Annotated in this window: 23 protein-coding genes; 1 reads left to right on the plus strand and 22 read right to left on the minus strand. The window is 66.1% G+C overall.

Going from position 1 to position 24,241, the window contains the following annotated elements; genetic code table 11:
- Position 1: 1 nt before the first annotated feature.
- The 12 genes from smc to rpmB form a co-directional block, all read right to left on the minus strand.
- A complete protein-coding gene (gene smc, locus NOV21_RS08255) occupies positions 2-3,526 on the minus strand; it encodes a chromosome segregation protein SMC (RefSeq protein ID WP_283170578.1) in 3,525 nt (1,174 codons plus the stop codon).
- A gap of 1 nt (position 3,527) precedes the next feature.
- Positions 3,528-4,397, minus strand: a complete 870-nt coding sequence (gene rnc, locus NOV21_RS08260; protein WP_283170579.1) for a ribonuclease III — start codon at positions 4,395-4,397, stop codon at positions 3,528-3,530.
- Positions 4,398-4,533: 136 nt separating this feature from the next.
- Entirely contained in the window at positions 4,534-5,541 is a 1,008-nt protein-coding gene (gene plsX, locus NOV21_RS08265) for a phosphate acyltransferase PlsX (protein ID WP_283170580.1), read from the minus strand.
- Positions 5,542-5,613: 72 nt separating this feature from the next.
- Positions 5,614-5,793 carry a 50S ribosomal protein L32 gene (gene rpmF, locus NOV21_RS08270; RefSeq protein WP_283170581.1) on the minus strand — a complete coding sequence of 60 codons (180 nt, stop codon included), beginning with the start codon at positions 5,791-5,793 and terminating at the stop codon, positions 5,614-5,616.
- Positions 5,794-5,951: 158 nt separating this feature from the next.
- Positions 5,952-6,506: a YceD family protein gene (locus NOV21_RS08275; protein WP_283170582.1), complete on the minus strand. Its 555-nt coding sequence runs from the start codon at positions 6,504-6,506 to the stop codon at positions 5,952-5,954.
- A gap of 41 nt (positions 6,507-6,547) precedes the next feature.
- Positions 6,548-7,033: an ATP synthase subunit B family protein gene (locus NOV21_RS08280; protein ID WP_283170583.1), complete on the minus strand. Its 486-nt coding sequence runs from the start codon at positions 7,031-7,033 to the stop codon at positions 6,548-6,550.
- A gap of 110 nt (positions 7,034-7,143) precedes the next feature.
- Complete coding sequence (gene coaD / locus NOV21_RS08285; protein WP_283170584.1) at positions 7,144-7,686, minus strand: pantetheine-phosphate adenylyltransferase; 543 nt, start codon at positions 7,684-7,686, stop codon at positions 7,144-7,146.
- 4 nt (positions 7,687-7,690) lie between these two features.
- Positions 7,691-8,260, minus strand: a complete 570-nt coding sequence (gene rsmD / locus NOV21_RS08290; protein WP_283170585.1) for a 16S rRNA (guanine(966)-N(2))-methyltransferase RsmD — start codon at positions 8,258-8,260, stop codon at positions 7,691-7,693.
- A gap of 10 nt (positions 8,261-8,270) precedes the next feature.
- Positions 8,271-10,484 carry an ATP-dependent DNA helicase RecG gene (locus NOV21_RS08295; protein ID WP_283170586.1) on the minus strand — a complete coding sequence of 738 codons (2,214 nt, stop codon included), beginning with the start codon at positions 10,482-10,484 and terminating at the stop codon, positions 8,271-8,273.
- Entirely contained in the window at positions 10,484-12,115 is a 1,632-nt protein-coding gene (locus tag NOV21_RS08300) for a DAK2 domain-containing protein (RefSeq protein ID WP_283170587.1), read from the minus strand. Before NOV21_RS08300 ends, NOV21_RS08295 begins: the two co-directional genes overlap by 1 nt.
- Positions 12,116-12,158: 43 nt before the next feature.
- Positions 12,159-12,503: an Asp23/Gls24 family envelope stress response protein gene (locus tag NOV21_RS08305; protein WP_283170588.1), complete on the minus strand. Its 345-nt coding sequence runs from the start codon at positions 12,501-12,503 to the stop codon at positions 12,159-12,161.
- A 171-nt stretch (positions 12,504-12,674) separates the two neighbouring features.
- A complete protein-coding gene (rpmB, locus tag NOV21_RS08310; RefSeq protein WP_283170589.1) occupies positions 12,675-12,866 on the minus strand; it encodes a 50S ribosomal protein L28 in 192 nt (63 codons plus the stop codon).
- A 168-nt stretch (positions 12,867-13,034) separates the two neighbouring features.
- On the opposite strand from rpmB, the gene NOV21_RS08315 reads away from it, so the two are divergent.
- Positions 13,035-13,262 carry a hypothetical protein gene (locus tag NOV21_RS08315; RefSeq protein ID WP_283170590.1) on the plus strand — a complete coding sequence of 76 codons (228 nt, stop codon included), beginning with the start codon at positions 13,035-13,037 and terminating at the stop codon, positions 13,260-13,262.
- 196 nt (positions 13,263-13,458) lie between these two features.
- Here NOV21_RS08315 and NOV21_RS08320 read toward each other — a convergent pair whose 3' ends face one another.
- From NOV21_RS08320 to prfB, 10 genes are all read right to left on the minus strand, one after another.
- Complete coding sequence (locus NOV21_RS08320; protein WP_283170591.1) at positions 13,459-14,388, minus strand: MucBP domain-containing protein; 930 nt, start codon at positions 14,386-14,388, stop codon at positions 13,459-13,461.
- An 11-nt stretch (positions 14,389-14,399) separates the two neighbouring features.
- Positions 14,400-14,867 (minus strand): SsrA-binding protein SmpB, encoded by a 468-nt coding sequence (smpB, locus tag NOV21_RS08325; protein WP_428978393.1) that lies wholly within the window; start codon positions 14,865-14,867, stop codon positions 14,400-14,402.
- A gap of 6 nt (positions 14,868-14,873) precedes the next feature.
- Positions 14,874-15,953: a M42 family metallopeptidase gene (locus NOV21_RS08330; protein ID WP_283170593.1), complete on the minus strand. Its 1,080-nt coding sequence runs from the start codon at positions 15,951-15,953 to the stop codon at positions 14,874-14,876.
- A 129-nt stretch (positions 15,954-16,082) separates the two neighbouring features.
- Complete coding sequence (locus NOV21_RS08335) at positions 16,083-18,125, minus strand: ribonuclease R family protein (protein WP_283170594.1); 2,043 nt, start codon at positions 18,123-18,125, stop codon at positions 16,083-16,085.
- A 7-nt stretch (positions 18,126-18,132) separates the two neighbouring features.
- Positions 18,133-19,410: a S41 family peptidase gene (locus NOV21_RS08340; protein ID WP_283170595.1), complete on the minus strand. Its 1,278-nt coding sequence runs from the start codon at positions 19,408-19,410 to the stop codon at positions 18,133-18,135.
- A gap of 19 nt (positions 19,411-19,429) precedes the next feature.
- Complete coding sequence (ftsX, locus tag NOV21_RS08345) at positions 19,430-20,344, minus strand: permease-like cell division protein FtsX (RefSeq protein WP_283170596.1); 915 nt, start codon at positions 20,342-20,344, stop codon at positions 19,430-19,432.
- The gene (gene ftsE / locus NOV21_RS08350; RefSeq protein ID WP_283170597.1) at positions 20,337-21,167 is read right to left on the minus strand and encodes a cell division ATP-binding protein FtsE; all 831 of its coding nucleotides are present in this window, start codon (positions 21,165-21,167) and stop codon (positions 20,337-20,339) included. The genes ftsX and ftsE overlap by 8 nt, the downstream gene beginning before the upstream one ends.
- Positions 21,168-21,230: 63 nt before the next feature.
- Entirely contained in the window at positions 21,231-22,196 is a 966-nt protein-coding gene (locus tag NOV21_RS08355; protein WP_283170598.1) for a transketolase family protein, read from the minus strand.
- Between the two features lie 12 nt (positions 22,197-22,208).
- Positions 22,209-23,027, minus strand: coding sequence for a transketolase (locus NOV21_RS08360; RefSeq protein ID WP_283170599.1), 819 nt, complete (start codon positions 23,025-23,027; stop codon positions 22,209-22,211).
- A gap of 121 nt (positions 23,028-23,148) precedes the next feature.
- Entirely contained in the window at positions 23,149-24,240 is a 1,092-nt protein-coding gene (gene prfB, locus NOV21_RS08365; protein WP_283170600.1) for a peptide chain release factor 2, read from the minus strand.
- Between the last annotated feature and the right edge of the window lies 1 nt (position 24,241).

Genomic DNA, 24,241 nt, shown 5'->3' on the forward strand with positions numbered 1-24,241 from the left:
CCTATCCTTCCGCATGCGCGAGCGCCCGCTCCAGGCGCTGGCTCATGACTTTCGTCACGCCGTCGTTCTGCATGGAGATGCCGTACAGCACGTCGGCCATCTCCATCGTGCGGCGTTGGTGGGTGATCATGATGAACTGCGTGTCACGGCGGATGCTGTCGAGGTACGCCGTCAGCCGCCGGAGGTTTGTATCGTCGAGCGCCGCCTCCACCTCGTCGAGGATGTAGAAGGGGGTGCTGCGCGTCTCGTACACGGCGAAGAGCAGCGCCATGGCGACGAGCGACTTCTCCCCGCCGCTCATGAGCGACATCTTGGTGATTCGCTTGCCGTTCGGCTGCGCGTTCACCTCCACGCCGGTGTTTTCCGGGTCAGCCGGGTCGACCATGGTCAGCGACCCCTTCCCGCCGGGGAACAGGCGGGCGAAGATCCGCTTGAAGCTCTCGTTCACCGACTCGAAGGTGTCCACGAAGTCGTCGCGCATCCTCTCGTCGATGACCGCCATGATGCGGCGCACCGAGCGGCGGGCGGAAAGCATGTCGTCCACCTGGCTGCGCAGGTAGTCGTAGCGCTCCTTCAGCTGCGCATATTCTGCGGCGGCATCGGGGTTGATGGCGCCCATGTTGGCGATGCGGCGCTTGAGCTTGAAGGCGGCCCCCTCCACGGCCGGACGATCCTCGAGCTCGGGGAGCTTAAGCGCGGTTTCGAGGGGGGCGCGGCACTCGTCGGTGATCGCGTGGATGGCCGCCTCGACCTGCAACTCCAGCTTGCCCTTCTCCACGCGCGCGGCGCCGAGCGATTCGTTAGCCTCGTCGAACGCCTCGTGGGCCCTCTTCGCCGCGACGCGCGCCCGGGCGATCTCGTCGTGCAGGGCGCCCGATGCGGACCGCGAGGCGGCGGACCTCTCCTCCAAGCGCACCGTTCGCGCGCGGGCAGCGTCGGCGAGGGATTCGCACGCCTCCAGCAAGGGGGCGATGCGGTCGGACGCCGCGCTTTTCAGATGTATGGAGCCGCGGACGGCCGCCCCGGCTTCGCGCGCCGATTTCACATCGCGTTCGCGGGCGAGCTTCATGCGCACCGCATAGTCGCATTTCTCCTTGCAGGTCGCCGCCGCGAGCTTCGCTTCCGCCAGAGCGTTCGACGCCTCATCCGAGCGGGCGCGGATGGGGGCGAGCTCGTCGCGCAGGCGGTCGAACTCGTCTTTCGCCTCGGAGATCGCCGCGGAAAGCGAGAAGGCGCGCTCGTCGAGCGTGGCGGCCTCCGGTTCGGCCTTCGCAAGGGCCTCCTGCGCGGCCGCCCGCTGGCCGGCGATGCGCTTCGCCTCGCCTTGAGCGGACTCGAGGGCCGCCGCGGCGCGCTGCCTCTCCGCGCGGGCGGAGGATTGCCCCCCGCGGGCCTGCGCCCGCTCCTGCGACGCTGCGAGCGTCGCGGTCTGGCATGCGCGCAGGTGCCCCTCCGCCGCCGCGGCCTCATCCCGGGCTTGCGCGAGGGCGCGATCCGCCGACCGCAGCGCCCCGCGGGCCTCTTCGAGGGCACGATGCGTGGCAAGCGCCCCCTGCGAGGCATCGGACGCCTTGCGGACGAGGGAGGCCTTCCCGTTGGGCCGGACGACGACCCCGTCGAGCGTCGCGCCAACCGATCCGCCCGCGGCGGCCCGCTGCGCCTGCTCCACGGTATCGCAGAGCACCACATCGCCCAGAAGCGCCTCGAGGGCGGGCGCGGCGGCGGCGCTGCACGTCACACGATCGATGAGCCTGCTCCCCGCCGCGGGGGCGGAGGGCGCGCGCATGGAGGCGCGGGGCAGAAGCGATAGCGACCCCTCGAGCGATCCGCCCGCAAGCGACCGAATCGCGGAGGCGGCGGAGGCGGCGTCAGGGACGAACAGGTCCTCGACGTCGTGATCAAGCAGCAGCTCAACCAGCATCTCCACCTCGGCCTCGGCCGTGATCTCGTCCAAGAGCGGGGTCGCCTCCCCCTGCCAGTCGGTCAGCATCCACGCGCGGAGGGGGTTCAGCGCCCCGCGCGAGCGCTCCAGCTCTTCGAGGCTCTTCATCTGCGCCGACGCGGCGGCGCGGCGGTCGCGCGCCGCATCGAGCCGCGAGCGGGCCTCGTCGCGCGCGGCGACGGCGGCGCCCTGCGCCTCGCGGGCGGCCGCCTCCCGCTCCTGCGTCTCCTGTGCCAGGGCATCGGCGGTGCGCGCGGCCCGGACGGCCTCGTCGAACGCCGACTGTGCGGATTCCAGACGCTCTGCCAGCTCCGCTTCGCGCTCGCCGATCATCTTCTCCCGGGCGCGGTTGCTTGCCAGGATCTCCCTCGTGCGCGCCTGCGCCGCGCGCACCCCCTCCAATTCGGACGCCGCATCGCGGCGGCGGCGGGACGCGTCGTCCACCCTGCCCTGCAGCTCGCGTTTTCGGCTCTGCAACGCATCCGTCCGGGCGCGCGCGGCCTCGAGCGCGGCGTCGGCGGCGTCGCGCTCCCGCGCGGCGGCGTCCAGCGCCGCCTGCGCCGCGACGAGCGCCTCGGCCATCTCCTGCGCGCGGCGTTCGTCGTCCTGCAGCCTCAGCCGGGCGTCGGCGAGGTAGCTGGCCAGGCTCCGCCGCTTCTCGTGCAGCAGCAGCACGTTCGAATCCAGGCGGTCGCTTGCCCCCTGCGCGCGCCGGTGGAGCTGCGCCGCCGACTGCGACGAGGCCGTCTCCTCCGCAAGGCGCCTCTGCAGGCCCTCCGCCTCCGCCTCGGCGCGGGAGATGTCCTCGCGCAGGAGCGCGAGCCGGGCGCGCGCCGCTTCCTCCTGCTTCAGGGCCTCGTCCCATTTTCCCTGCAGGATCCGCAGGTCGTCCACCGCGAGCTGCAGCGTCAGATCCTCGAGCTCTCCCGCGGCTTCGCGGTAGGCAAGGGCGTGCTTCGCCTTGCGCTCCAAAGGCCGCAGCTGGCGCTCCACCTCGGCCACCACATCTTGCACGCGGGCAAGGTGGTCGTCCATGCGTTGCAGCTTGCGCTCGCTTTTGGCCTTGCGCTGCTTGTGCTTCAAAACGCCGGCAGCCTCCTCGATGAGGGCCCGCCGGTCCTCCGGCTTGCTCGCGAGGATGTTCGCCAAATGGCCTTGGGCGATGATCGAATGGGTGCCCGTCCCCAGGCCGCTATCGTGCAGTATGTCGAGCACGTCCATGCGGCGGACGATCGCGCCGTTGATGAGGTATTCGCTCTCGCCGCTGCGGTACATGCGGCGCCCGATCGACACCTCCGTGTAGTCGACGGGCAGCGTGCCGTCGGAATTGTCCAAGACCAGCTCCACCTCGGCCACCCCCACGGCGGCTCGGGCACTGCTGCCGGCGAAGATGACGTCCTCCATCGCCTGGCCTCGCAGATTCTTGGCGTTCAGCTCGCCCAAGACCCACAGCACGGCGTCGGAGATGTTCGATTTGCCCGATCCGTTGGGCCCCACCACCGCGGTGATGCCCGGCTCGAACACGAGCATGCTGCGGTCGGCGAAGGATTTGAACCCCTTCAAGACGAGCGACTTCAGGTACATGCTATCCCTCTTGCGTCGGCGTTTCGGCCGACGAGGAGCCGGCAGGGGATTCGGAGGCCTCCTTGGCGGCGCGGCGCTCCGCCTTGGCGCGGGCCTTGTCCGCCTTGCGGGCGGCCTTCTCCGCCTGGCGGCGCTCACGCGCCTGCTCTTTCTCCTGCTTGCCCTTCGATGAGGGCATCTGGGCGAGCGCGCTCTGGGCGGCCTGGCTCTCGCTCTCCTTCTTCGTGCGCCCGACGCCGCGGGCGAGGGCCTGCAAGCCCGCGTAAACCTGCGTGACGAATGTGCGGTCGTGCGGGGGACCCTGGGTTTCGATCAGCTTGTAGGTGGGGGTGATGCCGTCCTCCTGCAGCTTCTCCTGCAGCATGCTCTTCGGATTCTCGGGCTCGGTGGCCATGTCGAGGCTCATGTAGCCCAGCAGCGTGTCCGCCACGAACGATTCGGCGACGTCCATGCCGCCGTCAAGGAACAGCGCCGCGACGACGGCCTCGTAGACGTTCTCCAGCGCGGAATGCAGCCCACGGCGACCCGTGCCCCGCTCGCTCTGGCCGAATATGATGAAATCGGCGAACCCCAGATCGCTTGCCACGCGCGAAAGGGACTGCCCGCTGACCAGGGAGACCTTTATGCGGGTAAGCCCGCCCTCGTCGATTTCCGGGAACCGGTGGAAGGCGGCATTCGCCACGATGGCGCCCAGGATGCTGTCGCCCAAAAACTCGAGGCGTTCGTAGGAGTACTTGACCGGCTTTCCCTCGACGGCGGAAGGGTGCGTGATGGCGGAAAGGATATGGCGCTCTTCCTTGAAACGGTAGCCGAGCACCTTCTGCGCGAGGTCGATCTTCCGGCGTTGTTCTTCGCTTTCCTGAGTGCGCATCTTAATCGAACGAAATCCCTTCCCCTCCTCGCATGCGGCGAGCGGAAGATAGCGTGCCCATCCACGGGGAAGCACTGACGGACTCAGACGGCGACCGCTACTGAGCCCATCGGTGCTTCACACCGCAGATTGTACCCTAGCCCTGATGGGGGGCGACTGTTTGCGCGATTAATTCAGAAACCTGCAATCGAACCGTTTTCGCCGCGACGTGGACACCGTTCTTGATGGCCACCTCGTTGCTGCTGCCGTGCCCGACCATGCAGGCGCCCTTCACGCCGAGGAGCGGGGCGGCGCCGATGCGATCGCTCGAGATGCTGTCCTTCAGGTCCATGAGGCCGCCCCTCAGAAGGCCCGCGCCCACCATGGTGAGGGCGTTCTTCCTCGCGGCCTGCTTGATGGACTGGAACAGAACCTTGCTCGTGCCCTCGATGGTCTTCAGGCACACATTGCCGGTGAAGCCATCGGTCACGTAGATGTCGAACGTCGCCGCCAGCACGTCGGTACCCTCCGCGTTCCCCGCGAACTGGGGGACCTGCTCGCGCAGCAGCGCGAAAGCATCCTGGGCCAGCTTGGAGCCCTTGGCGTCCTCGGACCCGATGTTGAGCAGCGCCACCCGCGGGTTCGCGCGGCCGAGCACGCGCTCGGTGTAGATGGCGGCCATCTGCGCGAATTGGACCAGGTACTCGGGCTTGCAGTCGGCGTTGGCCCCCACATCGCACATCACCACGGGACGCACCGGGCTGGGGATGACGGTGCACAGCGCCGGGCGGGCGACCCCCTTGATGCGGCCGATGACGAGCGTGCCCGCCGCCAGGACAGCGCCCGTGCTCCCTGCGCTGAAGAAGCCCTGAGCGCGACCCTCCTTCACCAGGCGGCACCCCACCACGAGCGAGGAGTCCTTCTTCTTCCGGACCGCCTGCGCGGGATGCTCCCCCATGGCGATCTCCTCGGTGGCGGCGACGGCCTCGCATCGCTCGTGTGCGCCGGCGAAGGGCCCGACGACGTCCGCCGGACCGCATAGCAGCACGGTGAGCTGCGGATCCTCCTCAAGGGCCGCCTCGACGCCGGGAAGCACCACCGACGGGCCGGCATCGCCTCCCAACGCGTCGACGGCGATGGAAACCGGGGCGTTCTCTTCGGGCATGGGATCCTCCTTAAAGCAAAAATCCCCTGGCACGTGCGCAGGGGATCGTACAAGCTCAGCGATACGCGGGCTTTACGCGGTCTCGATGACCTCGCGGTCGCGATAGTAGCCGCAATTCGGGCACACGCGATGGGGCAGCTTCACCTCGCCGCACTGGGGGCAGATGCTGCGCGCGGGCATCGCGATCTTGTCGTTGCTGGAACGACGGGAATGGGTGCGGGCGCGGCCCGTCTTACGTTTAGGTACTGCCATCGGTGTCTCCTTCAAACTTCAAAGCAGACCCATCGGCCTGCTTGCATATAACGCTCAACACGCGAAGAAAAATAATAGCATGCGCTCCCCAGCCCCGCAAGAATCAATCACCGAAACGCCACAGAGCTTTTCCGACGAGGGCAGCAGCGAAAGGGCGGCTATTCGTCGAACGTGAGGTTCTTCAGCGTGGCAAACGGATTGGATGCCTCCGCGTCCTCCTTCGCCTGCCGCGCGCGCTTCGAGGCGCAGTCGCAGGTCTCATCGTTCAGGTTGGCCCCGCAATCCGGGCAAAGCCCCTTGCAATCCTCGCGACACAGGGGCACCAGCGGGACGTCCACGAGCACCGCGGCGATGATGTGCGGCTCCAGGTCGATCTTGTTCGACTCGGGCAGGCGGGCGAACTCGTCGTCATCCATGTTCTCGGGGTCCCCCGCTCCCGGAAGCAGGTAGTAGCCCTCGATGCGGCCTTCGATATCCACATGCATGTCCGCCAGGCAGCGTCCGCATCGCGTGGCTCCCGTGCCCGTCACGGTGCCGTCAATCAGCAGACCCTCGCCGGTGTTGCTGATGGTGAGCTCCCACTCGAGGGGCTGCTCGAAGGCATAGGTATCGGGACCCGCCTCGATGGTGCGCGGCTCGAGCTGCCCGGCAAACGAAGAGCTCTCCGCGGGGGCGAAGAGCTCTTGGGGTATTTCGACTACCGTGTTCGACACGATGATTCCCTCACTACCGTCAAAACAGCGCGGTGCGATTCCTAGCGTACCGACGCGTTGCTGCCGAAGGAATTCGAGTTCAGGCGCTCGCGGCAGCGGCGCACGTTGGAGAGCAGCGTATCGAGGCTCTGCTCGACGTGGCCGAATACCTCGTCGGCGTAGTCTTCCGCACCGGCACGCGTCTCGCGCTCGAGCTCGCGGGCATCGGCCATGATCTGGTCGGCCTGCTGCTGGCTGATGCGCACGATCTCCTGCTCGCTTGCGATGGTGATCGCCTGGCTGCGCGCATCCTCCACCATGCGATCGGCTTCCGCCTCGGCATCGTCCAGCAAGCTCTGACGCTCGCGGACGATCTGGCGCGACTGGGCGAACTCGCCCGGGAACGCATCACGGATATCGTCCAGGATCTCGAAGGCGGCGTTCACGTCCACCTGGCGCAGGTTGCTATTGCGCCCGAAAACCGGTTTTGCGTCTTCCAGCAGGATTGAGAGCTCCTCGATAAGCCCCAGAACTCCTGTTTCGTCCATTGCCCTATCCTCTCGACATGCTACAACAAGGTGTGTATGCCTGCGTAATCCGAAGTGATAACCGGGTTATTTTAGCATGGGGGCCACGCATTCACAAAAGTGCCCCGATTCTACACGTCTGCCCTCTGCGCCGAACTCTGCGCTGCTGCGGGGACATCCGCCTCGTTTAGGCCGTACTTGCCGCAAAGCGCATGGAACACGGGTGCGCTGACGAACTCCTTGAACGGTCCGTTCAGACGCGCGATCTCGCGCACGATGGACGACGATAGGTACATGTACTTGGGCGGGGACATGATGAACACCGTCTCGATCTCGCGGTCGATCTCGTAATTCATCGCCGTCATCTGGAACTCGTATTCGAAATCGGTGATGGCGCGCAGGCCCTTCACGATGACCTTGGCGTCCATGCGCCGGGCAAAGTTGACCAGCAGATCGCCGAAGGATTCCACCCGCACGCTGGGCAGGTCGGCCGTGCTCTCCTTCGCGAGGCGGACCCGCTCTTCCAGCGTGAACAGACGGGCGTGGCCGCCCTTGTCGGGGGACTCGGCGATGGAGATGATCACCTCGTCGAAGATCTGCGAGGCGCGGCGGACGATGTCAAGATGGCCTTCGGTGATGGGGTCGAACGTCCCCGGGACGAGTGCGCGCTTCATGAAGCTATCCCCTCCTGAGCAGATCGATGGCGGTAGATCCGTACGCCTTGCGTTTCACCTGGCGCCATGGTAGCGCATGCAGGGCTCCGTCGACCGATGAATCGAAACTTTTCGCATGCTCGTACGTGGCAAGCGCGCCGGGGGCGAGCAGCCCCGCCGCTTCCAGCCGCACGAGGAGGGCGGCGACGTCCGCGGGGTCGACGGCGTACGGCGGGTCGAGGAACACCAGGTCGAAAGGATCGCCCGCGGCCGGGGGCAGCTGCTTCAGGATATCCACCCGCGCAAGGCGCGCGGAGCCCGTGGGGGCGAGGGCAAGGTTCCTCTTCAGGACGCGCTGGGCGCCCTCGTCGTTGTCGCAGAAGACCGCCACGCGCGCGCCGCGCGAAAGGGCCTCCAGCCCCAGCGCCCCCGATCCGGCGAAGGCGTCGAGCACGACGGCGCCCTCGAACCCCCCGCGCGCGCTGAATACGCTGCTCATCAGCGACTCGCGCACGCGGTCGACAGTGGGTCGCGTCGATACGCCCCCCGGCGCCTCGATCCTCCTGCCGCGCATGCTCCCTGCGATGATCCTCATAGCGCCTCCCTCATCCGCGTGCCGCGCCCTTCTCATCGGGGAAAGCGCACGTCACCTCGAAGCCCAGCGCCGCATGCTCGGGCGCGGCGAGATGAGGGTCCGCGTCGAGCAGCGCCCGAGCGTCATCATGGGCAGCCTCGATGATGCGCGCGTCGCGCATCACGTTGACGAGCTTCAAGTTGCCGGCACCGTGCTGGCGGTTGCCCAGGATATCGCCCTCGCGGCGCAAGCTCAAATCGTATTCCGCCAGCTCGAACCCATCGGAGGTCCGCTCCATCGCGGCGAGGCGGGAAAGCGCCGCGGGGGCCTTGCTTCCCGATATCAGGCATACCCTGCCGGGCAGCTCGCCGCGCCCGACGCGCCCGCGCAGCTGGTGCAGCTGGGCGAGCCCGAAGCGATCGGCATCCTCGACCACCATCACCGTGGCGTTGGGAACGTCCACCCCCACCTCGATCACCGTCGTGGCGACCAGCACCTGCACGTCGCCGCGGCGGAAGGCATCCATCGCCGCACGCTTCTCATCGCTTCCCATGCGCCCGTGCAGCACCTCGACGGCGTACCCGGGGAAGATCTTCTCCTGGAGATAGCGGGCATGCTCGAGCGCTCCGCGCGGATCGCGCCCGTCATCGAGATCGCCCTCGGACTCGATGGAGATGCGCGCGAAATCGTACGCATCCTGCTCATCCGCCTTGAGGCTTCCCCCGTCGGCGCCTGCGCCGCCGACCAGCGGGCAGACCACGTAGGCCTGCTGGCCCGCCTCAAGCGCATCGCGGGCGATTTCGTACGCCCCGCCCGACTGCGTATGCGGGAACACGAAAGTCGCGGGAGGCCGGGTGGCATGGGGGCGCTCGTGGATGTAGGAAAGCGTCATGTCGCCGTACAGGGCGAGCGCCAGGGTGCGCGGGATGGGCGTCGCCGTCAGCGAGACGGCATCGCATCCGGGCCCCTTTCCCGCGAGCGCCGCACGTTGGGCAACGCCGAAGCGCTGTTGCTCGTCGATTACGACGACCGAGCATGCGCGCGGCATGACGTCCTTCTCCAGCAGCGCGTGCGTGCCGAGCAAAACGGTAACCGACCCGTCCGAGAGCGCGGCGAGGATCCTCGCGCGCTCCGCCGGGTCGGTCGAGCCGGTGAGCAGCGCCCAGCTCACACCCGCGGCGTCGAGCAAAGGGCCCAGGTCGCGGGCGTACTGCTTGGCCAGCACCTCGGTGGGGCCCATCATCAGCGCCTGCGTCCCCGTGTCGGCGGCTGCGGCCAGGGCGAAGGCGGCAACGGCGGTCTTGCCGGTTCCCACGTCGCCCAATATCATGTGCTGCGCGCGACGCGGAGCCTCCATGGCGCGCAGCATATCGTCGCGGGCCGCCTGCTGCTCCGCCGTCAGCTCGAACGGCAGGGCCTTCTCCAGCGCGGCGACCGCGCGCCCGCGGATCCGATGGCGCACGGGAGCCTCGCCTTCCTGCCGCTTGCCCGCCCGCATCATGAGATGCAATTCGAGCAGCAGCACCTCCTCGTACGCCAAGCGTCGGCGCGCCTGCACCGCCTCGTCCATGGTCTGCGGGAAATGGATGCATTCGAGGGCCGCCTGCCTGCTGTACAGGCGATAGCGGCACCGCAGGCCCAGCGGAAGCGGATCGTCAAGCCCGCGGACCAGCTCGAGCGCGTTGCCGACCAGCGTGCGGACGAGGGTCGTCGAGATCTTCTCGGTGGCGGGATGCACGGCGATGATCAGCCCGCGGGTGCCGGCGAGGCCGCCTTCCACCTTCTCTAGGTGGGGGTTGGTCATCCGCTTGAATCCGTAATTGAACTCGACTTTGCCCGACACGGCGACGCGGTCGCCCTTCTGCAGCTTGTCCATCAGCCAGCGCTGGCGGAAGCACGAGACCATCAGCGTCCCCGTGCCGTCGACCAGGGTGATCTCGACGATGTCGAGGTACTTGCGCCGCGTGCGCTTGAGCTTGATGTCGTACACCTCGCCGACGACGGTCACCGAATCGCCGATTTCAGCGTCGGCCGCATGCGCGACCGCGCTCATGTCGATGTAGCGCCGGGGGAAATGCGTGAGCAGGTCGCGCACGGTGCGGACCCCCAGGCGTGCCAGGGCGGCGGCGCGGGCGGCGGACACGCCGCGCACCCGGTCAACCCGCGCCTCCAGGGCCAAAGTGGCCGAAAGGCGGCTCGGGGCCGCCTTTCCAGATACCGGGATGCTGTCGGTGGGGGCGAGCATTATTCGATGCTGAAGATGACCGGGTACAAGGGCTGCTCGCCGCGGTGGGCGTCAACCTCCAAATCGTCGTACTGCCCTTCGATGCGGGCGGACAGCGCCTCGAGCTGCTCGTCGGTGAATTCCTCTCCGGCAAGCAGCGTCAGGTTATCGGCGTCCGCCGCCTCCATCGCGTCGAGCAGCGCCAGCGTGACGTCCTCGATGCTGGCACCCACGGCTTCGATGCTGCCGTCGGCGATGCCGATCACGTCGCCGGCGGCGATAGCGCCGCCGTGAGCGTCCTTCGCGTCCTTGATGGCGGTGGTGACCTCGCCGGTCTTCACTTCTTCGAGCGCCGCCGTCATCTCGTCGACGTTCTCGTCCAGGCCCGCATCCTGATCCGCAGCGAACAGGGCGGAGAAGGCGGCTGGCACGCTCTTCGTGGGAACGACGGCGCAGGGGATCTCGGAGACCTCGGCGGCGCTGTTGGCGGCCATGATGATGTTGGAGTTGTTGGGCAGGATGATGACGGCATCGGCATCCACCGTGTTCACCGCATCGAGAAGATCCTTGGTGGAGGGGTTCATGGTCTGGCCGCCGGACACGACCGCATCGACGCCCAGGCTCTCCAGTATCTTCACATTGCCGGAACCGGCCGCCACCGCCACGAACCCGAGCGCCTTATGCTCGGCCGCATGCTGCTCGGCAGCGAGCTTGTCGTTGCGATCCTCGGCCTGCAGCTGCATGTTGTGAATGAACACCTCGGAGATCTGGCCGCGCTCGAGGAAGTACTGGAGCACCTTGTCGGGGGTGTTGGAATGCACATGCACCTTGAATTTCGGGGTGCTGCCCACGCAGAGCTCGCAGTCCCCCATCGTGGCAAGGAAGTCGAGCGCCTCGTCCTTGTCGAGCGTGTCGGAATCGACGAGGAATTCGTTGCAGTACCGGTACTTCGAGCCTTCCCAGTCGTTGATATGCTCGATCTCGACCTTGGGTTCCGCGGTGCGCGCGAAGGCGAGCTCGTCGCCCAGCGTGCCCCCGCGCCCCAGGATCGCGGCGACGAAGCTGTCCATCAGGATCGCCAGGCCGAACCCGCCAGCGTCCACCACGTTGTTCTCCTTCAGGACGGGGAGCAGTTCCGGCGTGCTCTTCACGCTGTCGTATGCCGCCTCGACGATGAAATCGAACGCCTCGGCAAGCTCCATCTTCTTCTTCGCAGCCTTCTTGGCGGCGGCGGCGGAATCCTTGAGCACGGTGAGGATCGTGCCCTCGACCGGTTTGCGCACCGCATGGAAGGCCGTGGCGACGGCCTGGTCGAATGCGATGGAGACCGAACTGACGTCGAGCGTATCGCATTTCGCCGAGCCCTCGCACAGGCCGCGCAGGATCTGGGAGGTGATAACGCCCGAGTTGCCGCGCGCGCCCATGAGCGCGCCGTTGGTGATGGCCTTGCGCATATCCTCGCGGCTGGAGCCGATGGGGAGCTTCGCCAGCGTCTCGACCACCATGGCGACCGTCAGCGACATGTTGGTGCCCGTGTCGCCGTCGGGAACGGGGAACACGTTCAGGCGGTTGACTTCTTCCTTGCGCGCGGAAAGCCCTTTGCTCGCCGCCGCGATCGCATTGAGGATATCGTTGCTCGTGTAGTCTGTCATGTGGTTGTCTCTCCTTGAAAGCCCGGTGAAGGGCATCCCCCCGCTAGCGGACCTTCACGCCCTGGACGTGAACCTCGATGCCGGCGATGGGAACCTGCGCGTACTGGGTCAGCGCAAACGTGATAGCCTCGACAAGATTTTGCGAGACGGTGTTGATGTTGGTACCGTATTCGATGATGACGTAGATGTCGACGTGAACGCCCTCGTCGGTGGTGTTGATCGCGATGCCCCGGCGCAATTTGGACTGCGTGAGCCTCTGGGCAAATCCATCCGCGGCGGTGGGAGCGGCCATGTCCACCACACCGTACACGTGAAGAGCGGCGTTCCCAACCAGATCGGCGAGTACGTCGTTCGCAACATGCAGATCGCCGGGGATATTCTGTGCCATGGATGTTCCTTTCACTTCGACGGGACGCGAGCCCCCGCATCTATCCTCTACGGTCGCGTGAGTTCAGCGAATCAGTATACTGCATGGACGAACAGGCCCTTCGCGATGTATCCCTCCGCACATAAAAAGCCCGCCTCCGGGGAGGCGGGCTTATCGCATCGCTTTGGGCTGCTAGGCGCGCTCCACCTTGCCTGCCTTCAGGCAGCTGGTGCAGACGTTCGCCTTGCGAACGCGACCGTTCTTATCTTTGATGGTGACCTTCTGGATATTGGGCTTGAACCAGCGGTTCGTCACACGATGGGAATGGCTGACGTTACGGCCGGCAACAGGGTGCTTTCCGCACACTTCGCAAATCTTCGACATATCGATCACTCCAACTTCTATGTTCTGCCTGCACAACCAGGCCCGAAAACAACAGCCCTCGCACTATAGCACGCCCGGCGGCGTTGTCCAGCCGCTCTCCATTCCTACACGAAATGTTCGCTCCCTCCGGCAGCGCGGACAAAGGGGCCGGAGACTTTTGTCACATCGATGACAAAGGGGCCGAAGGGGCCGGAGACTTTTGTCACATCCACGCTCAAGGGCATCTGCGACCCCGGGCTGTTCGAGGCGCTCTTCCATCTGGGACTCACCGACAACGGCGGCGGGTTCGCAGACGAGGACGCCCTCGGCGCGGTGCTCGGCGAGGCTCCCGGCTGCCGCGGAGGCGTGCGCCTGTACTATTGCGACGTGGGGAAATCCACGCAGAAGGCCCGCTGAGAGAAGAACCGCACCTGACAAAGGGGCCGGACAAAGGTCTCCGGCTCCTTTGTCCGGTGTCCCTTTATCCCAGCAGCCGCGCACATGACAAAGGTCTCCGGCCCCTTTGTCTGTCCCCTTTGTCCGTGCGATGTGACAAAGCATGCGGTTGCTCGACACGGACACGCCTCGGTTGCTCGACAGTTGCTCGACACGCCTACTTGAGCCAGCTCTTGAAATCCGTGAGCTCCTTGAACTCCTCGACGGTGCTCTTGACCTCGCGGAGCGTTTCCGCCCCCTCCTTCACGACCACCTTCATGTCCTCCACGGTGCGGCGGATCTGCGCCTTGTCGGCGGAATTCTCCGACGGGCCGGAACCGCCCTCTGCCACCTCGATGACCTCGTACTGCCCGTCGAGCTCCACGAGCCTGTCCTCGCACGCCTTGCCCTCCGCCTTCATCTGCGCGGCGAACGTCGTCGCATCCAGCGCCCCGGCGGCATGGGCGCGCTCGAGCGCCTTGACGTGCTTCTGGAAATCGGCTTGGATCGCCTCGCGAGCGGCCTCGTATTCGGCTGAATCGTCATCCTCGGCGGCCTCAGCGAAACCCGAAGCCGTAGATGCCGCACCCTCCCCTTCCAAGGGGTTGCCGTCCGCGTCGACCGGGTTGCCGTCCGCGTCGACGTACACGATCTCGACGTCCTCGTCCTCGACGGGGTTGCCCTGCTCGTCGTGGTCGACCTCGTTGCCGTCCTCGTCGACGTACACGACCTCCACCTCTTCGTCATCGTCAGAGAAGGCGACCGGCCTGCCCTGCGCATCGGTGTAGTTTCCGTCCTCATCGACGTAGACCACCTCGTCGTCGGCATCGCCCATCACGGGATTGCCGTCCTCGTCGACGTACACATACTCAACGCTCTCGTCAGGGGAGATCTCATTGCCATCTTCATCCACGTAGATGATCTCGACGTCCTCCCCTTCCAAGGGGTTGCCGTCCGCGTCGACCGGGTTGCCGTCCTCGTCGACGTACACGATCTCGACGTCCTCGTCCTCCTCGTACAGCACCGTCTCGCGCTGGCCGGCCTGGGACCGACCTCCCCGCTCCGACTTCGTGCTCCTCTTCGATTTCCTTTTTCCGATGCCGAACATCTCGGCCTCCTTCAGTTGCGCGTGCGATCCTTCAAAGCGCGTGCGATATCGCGCTGGGCGTCCTTGCGGGCGATGTCCTGCCGCTTGTCATACAACTTTTTACCACGGCAGACGGCAAGCTCGACCTTCACCAGGTTGTTCTTGGCGAAATACATACGCAGGGGGACCAGCGCCATGCCGCGCTCGCGCACGGCCTCCTGCAATGACCGGATCTCGCTCTTATGCAGGAGCAGCTTGCGGTTGCGATCGGGATCGGGGTTTGCCAGGTTGCCGTGGCTGTAGGGATGGATATGGAGGTTCATCAGCCATACCTCGCCTTTCCGCACGAGGGCGAAGCAGTCCGTCAGCTGGCAATTGCCCTCGCGGAGGCTGCAGACCTCGGTCCCCGTGAGCTCGATGCCCGCCTCGTACGTGCGCAGCACCTCGTAATCGTGCAGCGCCTTGCGGTTGCGGGCGATCTGCTTCTCCTCGCGGCGCACCATGGCCTACATCCCCGGGACGAAGGACAGACCGGGTTCGAGGTCGGCGATGAAACGCGCGAGCAGCTTGACGCATGCCTCTACATCGTCGAGCGATATGACCTCGGTAGGCGTGTGCATGTAGCGCAGCGGTAGGGACAGCAGCCCCGTGGCTATGCCCCCGCGTTGCACCTGCATGCTGCCCGCATCCGTACCGGTGACCCCGGGTTCCGCTTCGAGCTGGTAAGGAACGTCCTCGGCCTGGGCAGCGGCGACCAGGCGCTCGAACACCACGGGGTTGATATTCGGGCCGCGCGCGATCACCGGGCCGGCGCCCAGTTCGATGGAACCGTGCTTTGCCTTGTCGACGCCCGGATAGTCGGTGGCATGGGTTACATCGAACCCGATCGCGATGTCCGGGTTGACGCCGAACGCGCTCGTCTCGCCCCCGCGCAGGCCGATCTCCTCCTGCACCGTCGCAGCGAAGATATAGTCGGCGGCCGCGCCACGGCACTTCAGCTCCTCCATCACGCGCGTGGCGATATACACGCAGCTCTTGTCATCGAACGCGCGGGAGACCGCCATGTTCTTCCCGAAGCGCTCGAATCCGACGCCGTAGGTGATGGTGTCGCCCACGCGCACCGACGCCTTCACCTCGTCGGCGGGCATCCCCAAATCGATGCAGAGTTTGTCGAACGGGGCGACCTGCTTGCGCTCGTCGGCGGGCACCAGATGGATGGGCATGCGGCCCACCACGCCGCGCAGGGTCCCCTCCGCCGTATGCACGTCCATGCGCATCCCCGGCAAAAGCCCGGCGTCGACTCCGCCCACGGCACGGAAGCGCAAGAAGCCCTCGTCGTCGATGTAGTTCACCATCAGGCCGACCTCGTCCATGTGCGCGGCCACGAGCACGCTCGGAACGGCCGCTTCGCCGTCGCGTACGCTCCCGCGCAGCGTGGCATGGACGCTTCCCATCACGTTCGTCTCGATTTCGTCGGCGACCTCGCCCAGCCGCTCGCGCACGAGGGACGCGACGCGCCATTCCGTGCCCGTCACGGACGGGGTTTCCACCAACTCGCGCAAATACGCGTACGCATCGTCAGGCATGATGCCCTTCTTTCTCTTCTGGGGGAACCGCCCCCCCCCGCATAGGATAACGGCTGCATTATAGCGGGAAGCCTCCGCCGAGGATAGCGACGGGATAGACCGCCCCGGCGTCGAGCGCGGCGGCGGGGCCTATGCGAGCCGCAGATCGAGCTTGCGCGCATGATCGGGGGCGGCTGCGATACGCACGTCAACGCGCTGCCCCAGACGCAGGGTGCGCCCGGTATCCTCCCCGACCAGCATGCGGCGCTCCGGATCCAAGGAGAAGTACTCCGCTCCCAGATGGCGCATCGGCACCACGCCTTCGACGGTGTTCGGCAGCCGAACGAAGACGCCCGCCTGCGCGATGCCGGACACCACGCCCTCGAATCGCTGGCCGACGAAGCGGGCCATATAGCGCACGAGGGCTATCTCCTGCGTCTCGCGCGCGGCCGCGTCGGCGATGCGCTCCATCTTCGACGCATGTTCCGCGATCAGAGGCAGCGCCGCCGTCTGATCCGCAGGAGGCGGGCCGCCGTGCAGGAGCGCCTTCAGCGAGCGGTGGACCACGAGGTCGGGATAGCGGCGGATCGGGCTGGTGAAATGGCAGTACGCCGGACTTGCCAGCCCGAAATGCGGGGCGCACCGATCCTTGTACACCGCCCGCTGCATGCTCCGCAGTATGAGCGAGCTCACCAGCTCCTCCTCCGGCTTTCCGCGCACGCGCCCGAGCGCCTCCTGCAAAGCGAAGGGATCCCCTTCCACCACGGCGGCCATATCGAGGCCCCCGAGCGATGGGAACTCGCGCAGAACGGGGACGAGCCCGGAGAGCGCATCGCGGGCAGGCACCTCGTGCACGCGGAATAGCGCGGGGGTGCGGGTGTCCAGCAGATGCCGCGCCACGCATTCGTTGGCGAGGATCATCGCCTCCTCCACGCAGCCGGTCGCAGCGGTGCGCGTGCGCAGCCGCACGTCCACCGGCTCGCCCGCCTCGTCGAGCACGACCTTGGCCTCGGTGCTCGAAAAATCCATGCCGCCGGCCTCGTCCCGCATCCGGCGCCGGTCCGAGGCGATGCGGTCGAGCACCGCGAGCGCCTCGAACACGCGCCGCTCCGCGGCGGCATCGAGCGGAAGCGCGGAGTCGGGAACGTCCTCCTCGCGGGCCAAGGCGGCCGCCTCCTCCCAGATGATTCCGCGATGGAAGGCGTCGATATAGCATTGCGCCTGGTCGTACGACAGCCGCGCTTGGGACGAGATCACCGATTCGTAGATGTCGACGCTCGTGACGCGGGATGCCCCGTTGAGCACCATGTCGACGGTGAGGGTGCGGCGCGCATGCCCCGGCACGAGCGAGCACACATCGTTCGAAAGGGCTTCCGGGAGCATCGGGATGACCCGATCGGACAGGTACACGCTGGTCGCGCGCTCCCGCGCGCATATATCGATCGGGCCTTCCCAGGGAACGTAGCAGGCGACATCGGCGATATGCACGCCCAGCCGCACGAAGCCGCCCTCCAGCTCCTCGACGGAGAGGGCGTCGTCGAAATCCCGCGCGTCGACGGGGTCGATCGTCATCGTGAACCGATGCGTGAGGTCGCGGTACCCCGCGCGCAGGGCGCCCGGCGCATCGACGCGGCACGCTTCGGCCGCATCGACCGCGGACGGCGGGAATTCCGTCGGAAGCCCCTGGCGAACGATGACCGCCTCGACGTCCGTAGCGGGATCCTCGGAACGTCCCAGCACGTCGACCACCTCGCCCGTCGCGGCGCTCTTGCGGGTCGGATACGCCACCATGCGAACGCGCACGATGGAGCCGTCCGGAATCTCGGGATGGTCGGCGCGCATGGTGAATATATCGTAGGGGATGCGGGAATCGCTCGGGACGACGACCCCGAACGGGTCGGCGACCTCGTAGCGACCCACGACGGTCTCATGCGCGCGGGACAGGACGCTCACGACACGGGCGGTCGGCTGGTCGCCCGGGCGGTTGTGCTTCTTCCCCTCTTGCCTGGCGTCGTAGTTGACGTGCACGGGGGCGATTTCGACCTCGTCCCCATCGAAGCCGCCGCCCAATTTCGATGCGGGGATGAAAAACGAGCCCTCGGCGGTTTGCACGAAGCCGAAACCGTCGGCCGCGACCGAAAGGATGCCGTGCGGATTGCTCCGAGGCCGATGATGCGTGCGGGTGCGGGCCATGGCGCGCCTAATTCGCAACCAGCGACGAGGCCGTTTCTATCGCGAGGTTCTTCTGCAGATCGACAGCAGGGTCGTCGCCCGTGCCGTACACCACGTTGGGAGTGATGCCCCGCCCGCTGATGTTGTACCCGTTGGGCGTCAAGTAGTACGCAGAGGTATAGCGAAGGGCGCCGCCGAAGGAGAGCTCCGCGACGGACTGCACCGAGCCCTTCCCCATCGTCGGCAAACCGACGATCGTCGCCCGACCGCTGTCTTGCAAGGCGCCCGCAATGACCTCAGCGGTCGACGCGGTGTTGCCGTTGACCAAAACGACGACGGGCGCCGTGGTGACCTGCGATCCCGTGGCATCACGTGCGGTCGTGGCCTCCTTCGCCTGGATGTTGACGACCACACCGCTCTTCACGAACACGCTCGCCACATCGATGGCCTGGGTGAGATAACCGCCCGGATTGTCGCGCAGATCCAGCACGAACGCTTGGGCGCCCTGCGCGGTCAGGTCGGCCACCGCCTTCGAAACGAGCGAATCGGCGTTCTGCGTGATTTGGGAAAGCTTGACGTATCCCACCGAACCCGAGAGCTCGGATGTGACATTGGGCTCGGCGTAGTTGCTGCACTGGAGCGTCACCGTGTACTCGGCACCGCCGCGGGCGTTGCTCGTCTCAGGGTGGCGGAACGTCATGACGACCGAGGAGCCCGCATCGCGCGTAACATTCTTCACGGTTTCCGCCGCGCTCCAACCGTCGTTGCCGCGGTCCCCGTCGATGGCGACCACGTAGTCGCCCGATTGCACGCCGGCGGCCTCGGCCTCGGATCCGGCGAAGACGTCGAGCGCATAGGCCGCGCCGTCCTTCTCCGCGAAGAGGATGCCGACGCCCGCATACGTGGCGGACACCTCCTTCAGGTAGTTCGCGTAGTGGGTGGCATCGTAGTACCGCAGGTAGGTGTCATCCGTCGTGTCGGCGAGGCTTTTGAGCACGTTGTTCGTCGCTGTGTCGAGGTCGTACGAATCCAAGCTCTCCGCAGCGAGGATGCCCTGGACCTCGGCGACGCGGGCGGCGAGCGAGTTGTAGGTGCTCCCCTGGACGGTGAGGCCGGGATTCGCTTGCGAGTCCTTCGAGGCGACGTCGATCCCCAAGCGCGCGAGGATGGCGTCGTTGCCGCGGACGGCAAAACCCGCGGCGAACGCGCCGAATACCAATAACAGGCTAACCAAGAGTTTGATCAGCCTGATATTGCGCGCGTCCTGTTGGCGGACGCTGTCGTTATGCGTTGGACGACGACGCACGGCTCCCCTCTGTCGCTTCCTACACTTTCAGATAGCGGCGCATCGCGAGCGCACTGCCGAGCACGCCGATGATGAGGCCGAAGACGATCAGAAGCACGTAGATGAACGCAAAGGAGGACGCCGACACGTCGATGGGAAGCCACGGAAGGGCATCCTGGAGGCGCGACAGGCCGAAGTTGCGCAGCAGCTCCAGGATCGCGATGGCGAGCACCGCGCCGATGACCGCGTGCAGCGAGCCCTCCATCAAGAACGGCCCGCGGATGAAGTTGTTCGAGGCGCCCACCAGCCGCATGATCGCGATCTCCTTGCGGCGCGCGAGGATCGAGAGGCGGATGGTGTTGTTGATGAACACGAATGCGATGAACACGAGCAGGATCACGAGCGCAGCGCCGATGTAGCGGATGTAGTTCGTGACGGTGAAGAGCTTCTCGACCGTCTTCTGGCCGTATTTCAGCGAGTCCTCGGGATTGCCCGGATTGTCGCAGATCTTCTGGAACGTGGAGTTGCCGGCGATCTGCGCCGCAACGTCGGCCACCTGCTGGGCATCGGTGAGCTCCACGTCGATGCTGGCGGGAAGCGGGTTCTGCCCGTCGAGCTGCTCGATGATCTCGGGGTTGCTGGTCATGGAGTTCTTGAACTTCTCCAGCGCCGCCTCCTTCGAGGTGAAGGACACCTGGGCGACATCGTCGAGACCCTTGATGTAGCCCTGCAGGCTCTGCAGGTCGGAATCGCTCGCCTCGTCGGCCACGTAAACCGTGATCGAAACCTTGCTCTCGACGGAGTTGACGATGTTGTCGACGATGTAGCCGCCGACCAAGAACACGCCGACGATCATCAGCGAGAGAAAAATGGTGACGATCGATCCGAGCGCCGTGGATAGATTGCGGGAGAAGCCCTTGAGCGACTCCTTGAAGAAATAGCCGAAACTAGACATCGAAACCGTACACCCCCCTGTCTTGGTCGCGCGTGAGATGGCCCTTGTCGAGCGCGATGACGCGCCGGCGCATGTTGTCGACCATCTCGCGGTCGTGGGTGGCGACGAGCACCGTCGTGCCCGTGCGGTTGATGCGCTCGAGCAGGTCCATGATGCCGCGGGAGGTCTGGGGATCCAGGTTGCCTGTGGGCTCGTCGCAGATGAGCAGCGGCGGGCGGTTCACGATGGCGCGGGCGATCGACACGCGCTGCTGCTCGCCGCCGGAAAGCTGGTCGGGAAGCTTGTCGAGCTTGTCCTGCAGGCCGACCAGGCGCAGCACCTCCGGCACCTGGGTGCGGATCACGTGCCGCGACTTCCCGATAACCTCGAGGGCGAACGCGACGTTCTCGAACACCGTCTTGTTCGGCAGGAGCTTGAAGTCCTGGAACACCGTGCCGATGTTGCGGCGCAGGTACGGGACGCGCCAGTTGCGCATCGTCGAAAGGTCCTCGCCGGCAATGTAGATATGGCCCTCGGTGGGCTTGATTTCGCGGATGATCATGCGGGTGAGCGTCGTCTTTCCCGAGCCGGAATGCCCGACGAGGAAGACGAACTCGCCTGCGAAAATCTGAAGCGAGATGTCGTGAAGCGCGGGCTTGCTCGGCTGTGCCGGGTAGACCTTCGTCACGTGGTCGAAGGTGACGACCGGCGTTCCGGTGGGCTGGCTCAGCTCTTCGAGGTCGACCTTGGGCAGCGATTGAAGCTGCGCGGTCGCCTGCCTCGCGTGACCTCCCCGCGTCCCCGCGGGACGTTCGGACGTCCCAGGATTGTTAGCGTTTGCCACAGAATGCTCCGTTCATAGTGTCGTTTACTGAGACATACGGGAAGCACTATAGCAGACGCGCGGTTAGTCGGAAAAGCTTTTCACAGCATTGACAATGCCGGCCGCGTCCATGCCGAAGTGGGCGAGCATCTCCTCGAACGAGCCCGATTTGCCGAACCACTGCATGCCCACGAAGCGGATGGGGGTCGGCCCATGCTCGCCTAAGGCCTCCGCCACGGCGCTCCCGAGCCCCCCGTAGACGGAGTGCTCCTCGGCGACCACGACGCGTCCCGTCTTGGCGGCGCTGGCGCACACGGTCTCCCAATCGAGCGGCTTCACGCAGAAGGCGTCCACCACCTCGGCGGAGATCCCCTCTGCGGCGAGCGCGTCGGCCGCCTTCATCGCCTCGGCGATCTCCACGCCGCAAGCGACGATGGACACGTCGGAACCCTCGCGCAGGACGTAGGCCCTCCCCATTTCCAAATCGACGCCCGGGGCGTACACGGCGGGCACGGCGGCGCGGCCCATGCGCACGTACACGGGGCCGTGGGTGCGCGCGGCGAGCTTCAAGGCGCTGCGGGCCGCCTCGTAGTCGGCGGGCACGAGCACCCTCATATGGGGTAGCACGCGCATGAGCGCGATGTCCTCGAGCATCTGGTGGCTGCCGCCGTCGGGGCCGACGGATAGGCCGGCATGCGTGGGGCAGATCTTCACGTCCAGGTGCGTGTAGCAGACGGTGTTGCGGATCTGGTCGTAGCAGCGGCCGGTGCCGAACGCGCTGAACGACCCGGTGAAGGCGACGTTGCCCGAAAGCGCGAGCCCCGCGGCGACATCGATCATGTTCTGCTCGGCGATGCCCACGTTGAAGAAGCGCTCGGCGGCCGCGGGCGAGCTGGACGCGAACTTCGCGGTGGTGGTGCTGCTGGATAGGTCGGCGTCCACCGCGCAGACGGGAACGCCCTCTTCCAGCAGCTCGGCGAGGGTGGTGCCGAAGGCGGCCCGCGTGGCTTTCTTTTCTGCTGCCTGCTCGGGGGTGGCGAAAGTGACCATGCTACAGCTCCTTTAGGCTTGCAATTCGGCGACGGCTCGTGCGGCTTGCTCGGCGTTGGGCGCCTTGCCGTGCCAGCCCACCTGGTTTTCCATGAAGGAAACTCCTTTGCCCTTGATCGTGTGGGCGATGACGCAATGCGGCCTCGAACCGCCGGCTGCCTTCAGAGAGCCCAGAAGCTCGCGGAGCGCGGGGATGTCGTGACCGTCGATTTCGGCGACCTCCCAGCCGAACGCGGCGAACTTCTCGGCAAGGGTGCCCGTCTGCACGACGTCGTCGACGGGTCCGTCGATCTGCAGGCCGTTGCAGTCCACGATGGCGATCAGGTTGCCCAGCTGCTGGTGGGCGGCGAACATGGCGGCCTCCCACACCTGGCCCTCCTCGCATTCGCCGTCGCCGAGCACCGCGAACACGCGGGCGGGGCTATGGTCGATGCGCAGGCCGCACGCCATGCCGCATGCGATGGAAAGCCCCTGGCCCAAGCTGCCGGTGCTCGCATCGACGCCCGGGGTCAGGCGATGGTCGGGGTGCCCCTGCAAGCGGCTGCCCTTCTTGCGCAGCGTCATGAGCTCTTCGCGCGGGAAGTATCCCGCATGTGCGAGCACCGCGTAGAGCGCCGGGGCGGCATGCCCCTTGCATAGGACGAAACGGTCGCGTTCGGGGTCTTCGGGGTTCTCGGGATCGTGGTGAAGCAGCCCGCCGAAATACAGCACGGTAAGGATGTCGATGCATGAAAGCGAACCCCCCGGATGCCCGCTTCCCGCCTCGCTAATCATCTTGATGATATCGATGCGCATGTCGTTTGCTTTGGCGGCGAGCGCTGTTGAGTCCATGCCGAACCTTTCGTCTCCGAGAGAATGCCATGAGCATTGTACAGCTGCCCCGACGGCAACGCCACCGGGGCAGCTATCTTCATGTGATTTATCCCCCAACATTGACCTGCGATTTTAGCTGCTACTGGGAAACGCGCCACCGATGGTAGCCGATCACGAACCCATCGAGCTCGCCGTCCTCGAGCACGGCGTCGACGTTGCCCGTCTCGATGCCGCTGCGAAGGTCCTTCACCATCTGGTAGGGGTAGAGCACGTAATTGCGGATCTGGCTGCCGAAGGAGTTCTCCATCTTCTCCCCTTGCAGCTGCGCGATCTGCTCGGCGCGCTTGCGCTCCTCCAGCTCGTACAGGCGGGCGCGCAGCACGCGGAAGGCCGCTTCCTTGTTCTGGAGCTGGCTTTTCTGGTTCTGACAGGTGACCACGATACCGGTGGGGATATGCGTGAGGCGCACGGCGCTGTCGGTCGTGTTCACGCATTGCCCGCCGGGGCCGCTGGCGCGGTACACGTCCACGCGCACATCGGATTCCCTCAGGTCCACCTCGATGTCATCGGGCAGCACGGGCATGACCTCCACGCTCGCGAACGTGGTGTGGCGGCGCTTCTTGTCGTCCGTCGGGGAGATGCGCACCAGGCGGTGCACGCCGATCTCGCTGCGCAGCATGCCGTAGGCGAAGCGGCCGTCCACCTGGAAGCTCGCGTGCTCCAGGCCGATGACCTCGCCCGGAACGGCGTCCAGCACCTCTACCGACCAGTTTTTGTTCTGCGCGTAGCGCGTGTACATGCGGAAGAGCATGTCGGTCCAGTCCTGAGCCTCCAGCCCGCCGCTTCCCGGGTTGATGGTGACGATGCACGAACCCTCGTCGAAGGGCCCGTCGAACCAGGATTCCACCGCGAACCGGTCGAGCGTGCGGCCGAGGTCCTCGGCCAGCGCCTCCGTTTCGTCGGCGAAATCGGGGTCCTCCCCCGCCAGCTCCCATCCGGTGCGGATATCCTCCAGCTGCTGCATGGCGGCCCGAAAATCCCCGATCACGCCGCGGATGTCGCTCGCCTGCTTGCTGATGCGCTGGGCGCGGTCGGTGTCGCCCCAAAAATCCGGCTTGGCGCTTTCCGCGTCGAGCTCGGAAAGCTGCTTCACCTTCTCGTCGATATGCAAAAAGCCGCGTGCCGCTTCAAGCCGCTCCGAAAGGACTTCGATTTCCTTCTCATCTACCACG

The organism is Curtanaerobium respiraculi (assembly GCF_024609215.1).
Lineage (GTDB): Bacteria > Actinomycetota > Coriobacteriia > Coriobacteriales > Eggerthellaceae > Curtanaerobium > Curtanaerobium respiraculi.

What these genes read in the sequence shown, in the direction of transcription:
- smc (WP_283170578.1), bottom strand. Translation starts at nt 3,526, where the DNA reads ATGTACCTGAAGTCGCTCGTCTTGAAGGGGTTCAAATCCTTCGCCGAC.
- rsmD (WP_283170585.1), bottom strand. Translation starts at nt 8,260, where the DNA reads ATGAGGATCATCGCAGGGAGCATGCGCGGCAGGAGGATCGAGGCGCCG.
- NOV21_RS08355 (WP_283170598.1), bottom strand. Translation starts at nt 22,196, where the DNA reads ATGGTCACTTTCGCCACCCCCGAGCAGGCAGCAGAAAAGAAAGCCACG.
- NOV21_RS08320 (WP_283170591.1), bottom strand. Translation starts at nt 14,388, where the DNA reads ATGTTCGGCATCGGAAAAAGGAAATCGAAGAGGAGCACGAAGTCGGAG.
- NOV21_RS08335 (WP_283170594.1), bottom strand. Translation starts at nt 18,125, where the DNA reads ATGGCCCGCACCCGCACGCATCATCGGCCTCGGAGCAATCCGCACGGC.
- NOV21_RS08280 (WP_283170583.1), bottom strand. Translation starts at nt 7,033, where the DNA reads ATGGACGAAACAGGAGTTCTGGGGCTTATCGAGGAGCTCTCAATCCTG.
- plsX (WP_283170580.1), bottom strand. Translation starts at nt 5,541, where the DNA reads ATGCCCGAAGAGAACGCCCCGGTTTCCATCGCCGTCGACGCGTTGGGA.
- rpmF (WP_283170581.1), bottom strand. Translation starts at nt 5,793, where the DNA reads ATGGCAGTACCTAAACGTAAGACGGGCCGCGCCCGCACCCATTCCCGT.
- NOV21_RS08305 (WP_283170588.1), bottom strand. Translation starts at nt 12,503, where the DNA reads ATGGCACAGAATATCCCCGGCGATCTGCATGTTGCGAACGACGTACTC.
- NOV21_RS08295 (WP_283170586.1), bottom strand. Translation starts at nt 10,484, where the DNA reads ATGCTCGCCCCCACCGACAGCATCCCGGTATCTGGAAAGGCGGCCCCG.
- NOV21_RS08315 (WP_283170590.1), top strand. Translation starts at nt 13,035, where the DNA reads ATGACAAAGGGGCCGAAGGGGCCGGAGACTTTTGTCACATCCACGCTC.
- NOV21_RS08360 (WP_283170599.1), bottom strand. Translation starts at nt 23,027, where the DNA reads ATGGACTCAACAGCGCTCGCCGCCAAAGCAAACGACATGCGCATCGAT.
- NOV21_RS08300 (WP_283170587.1), bottom strand. Translation starts at nt 12,115, where the DNA reads ATGACAGACTACACGAGCAACGATATCCTCAATGCGATCGCGGCGGCG.
- coaD (WP_283170584.1), bottom strand. Translation starts at nt 7,686, where the DNA reads ATGAAGCGCGCACTCGTCCCGGGGACGTTCGACCCCATCACCGAAGGC.
- NOV21_RS08330 (WP_283170593.1), bottom strand. Translation starts at nt 15,953, where the DNA reads ATGCCTGACGATGCGTACGCGTATTTGCGCGAGTTGGTGGAAACCCCG.
- ftsX (WP_283170596.1), bottom strand. Translation starts at nt 20,344, where the DNA reads ATGTCTAGTTTCGGCTATTTCTTCAAGGAGTCGCTCAAGGGCTTCTCC.
- rpmB (WP_283170589.1), bottom strand. Translation starts at nt 12,866, where the DNA reads ATGTCGAAGATTTGCGAAGTGTGCGGAAAGCACCCTGTTGCCGGCCGT.
- rnc (WP_283170579.1), bottom strand. Translation starts at nt 4,397, where the DNA reads ATGCGCACTCAGGAAAGCGAAGAACAACGCCGGAAGATCGACCTCGCG.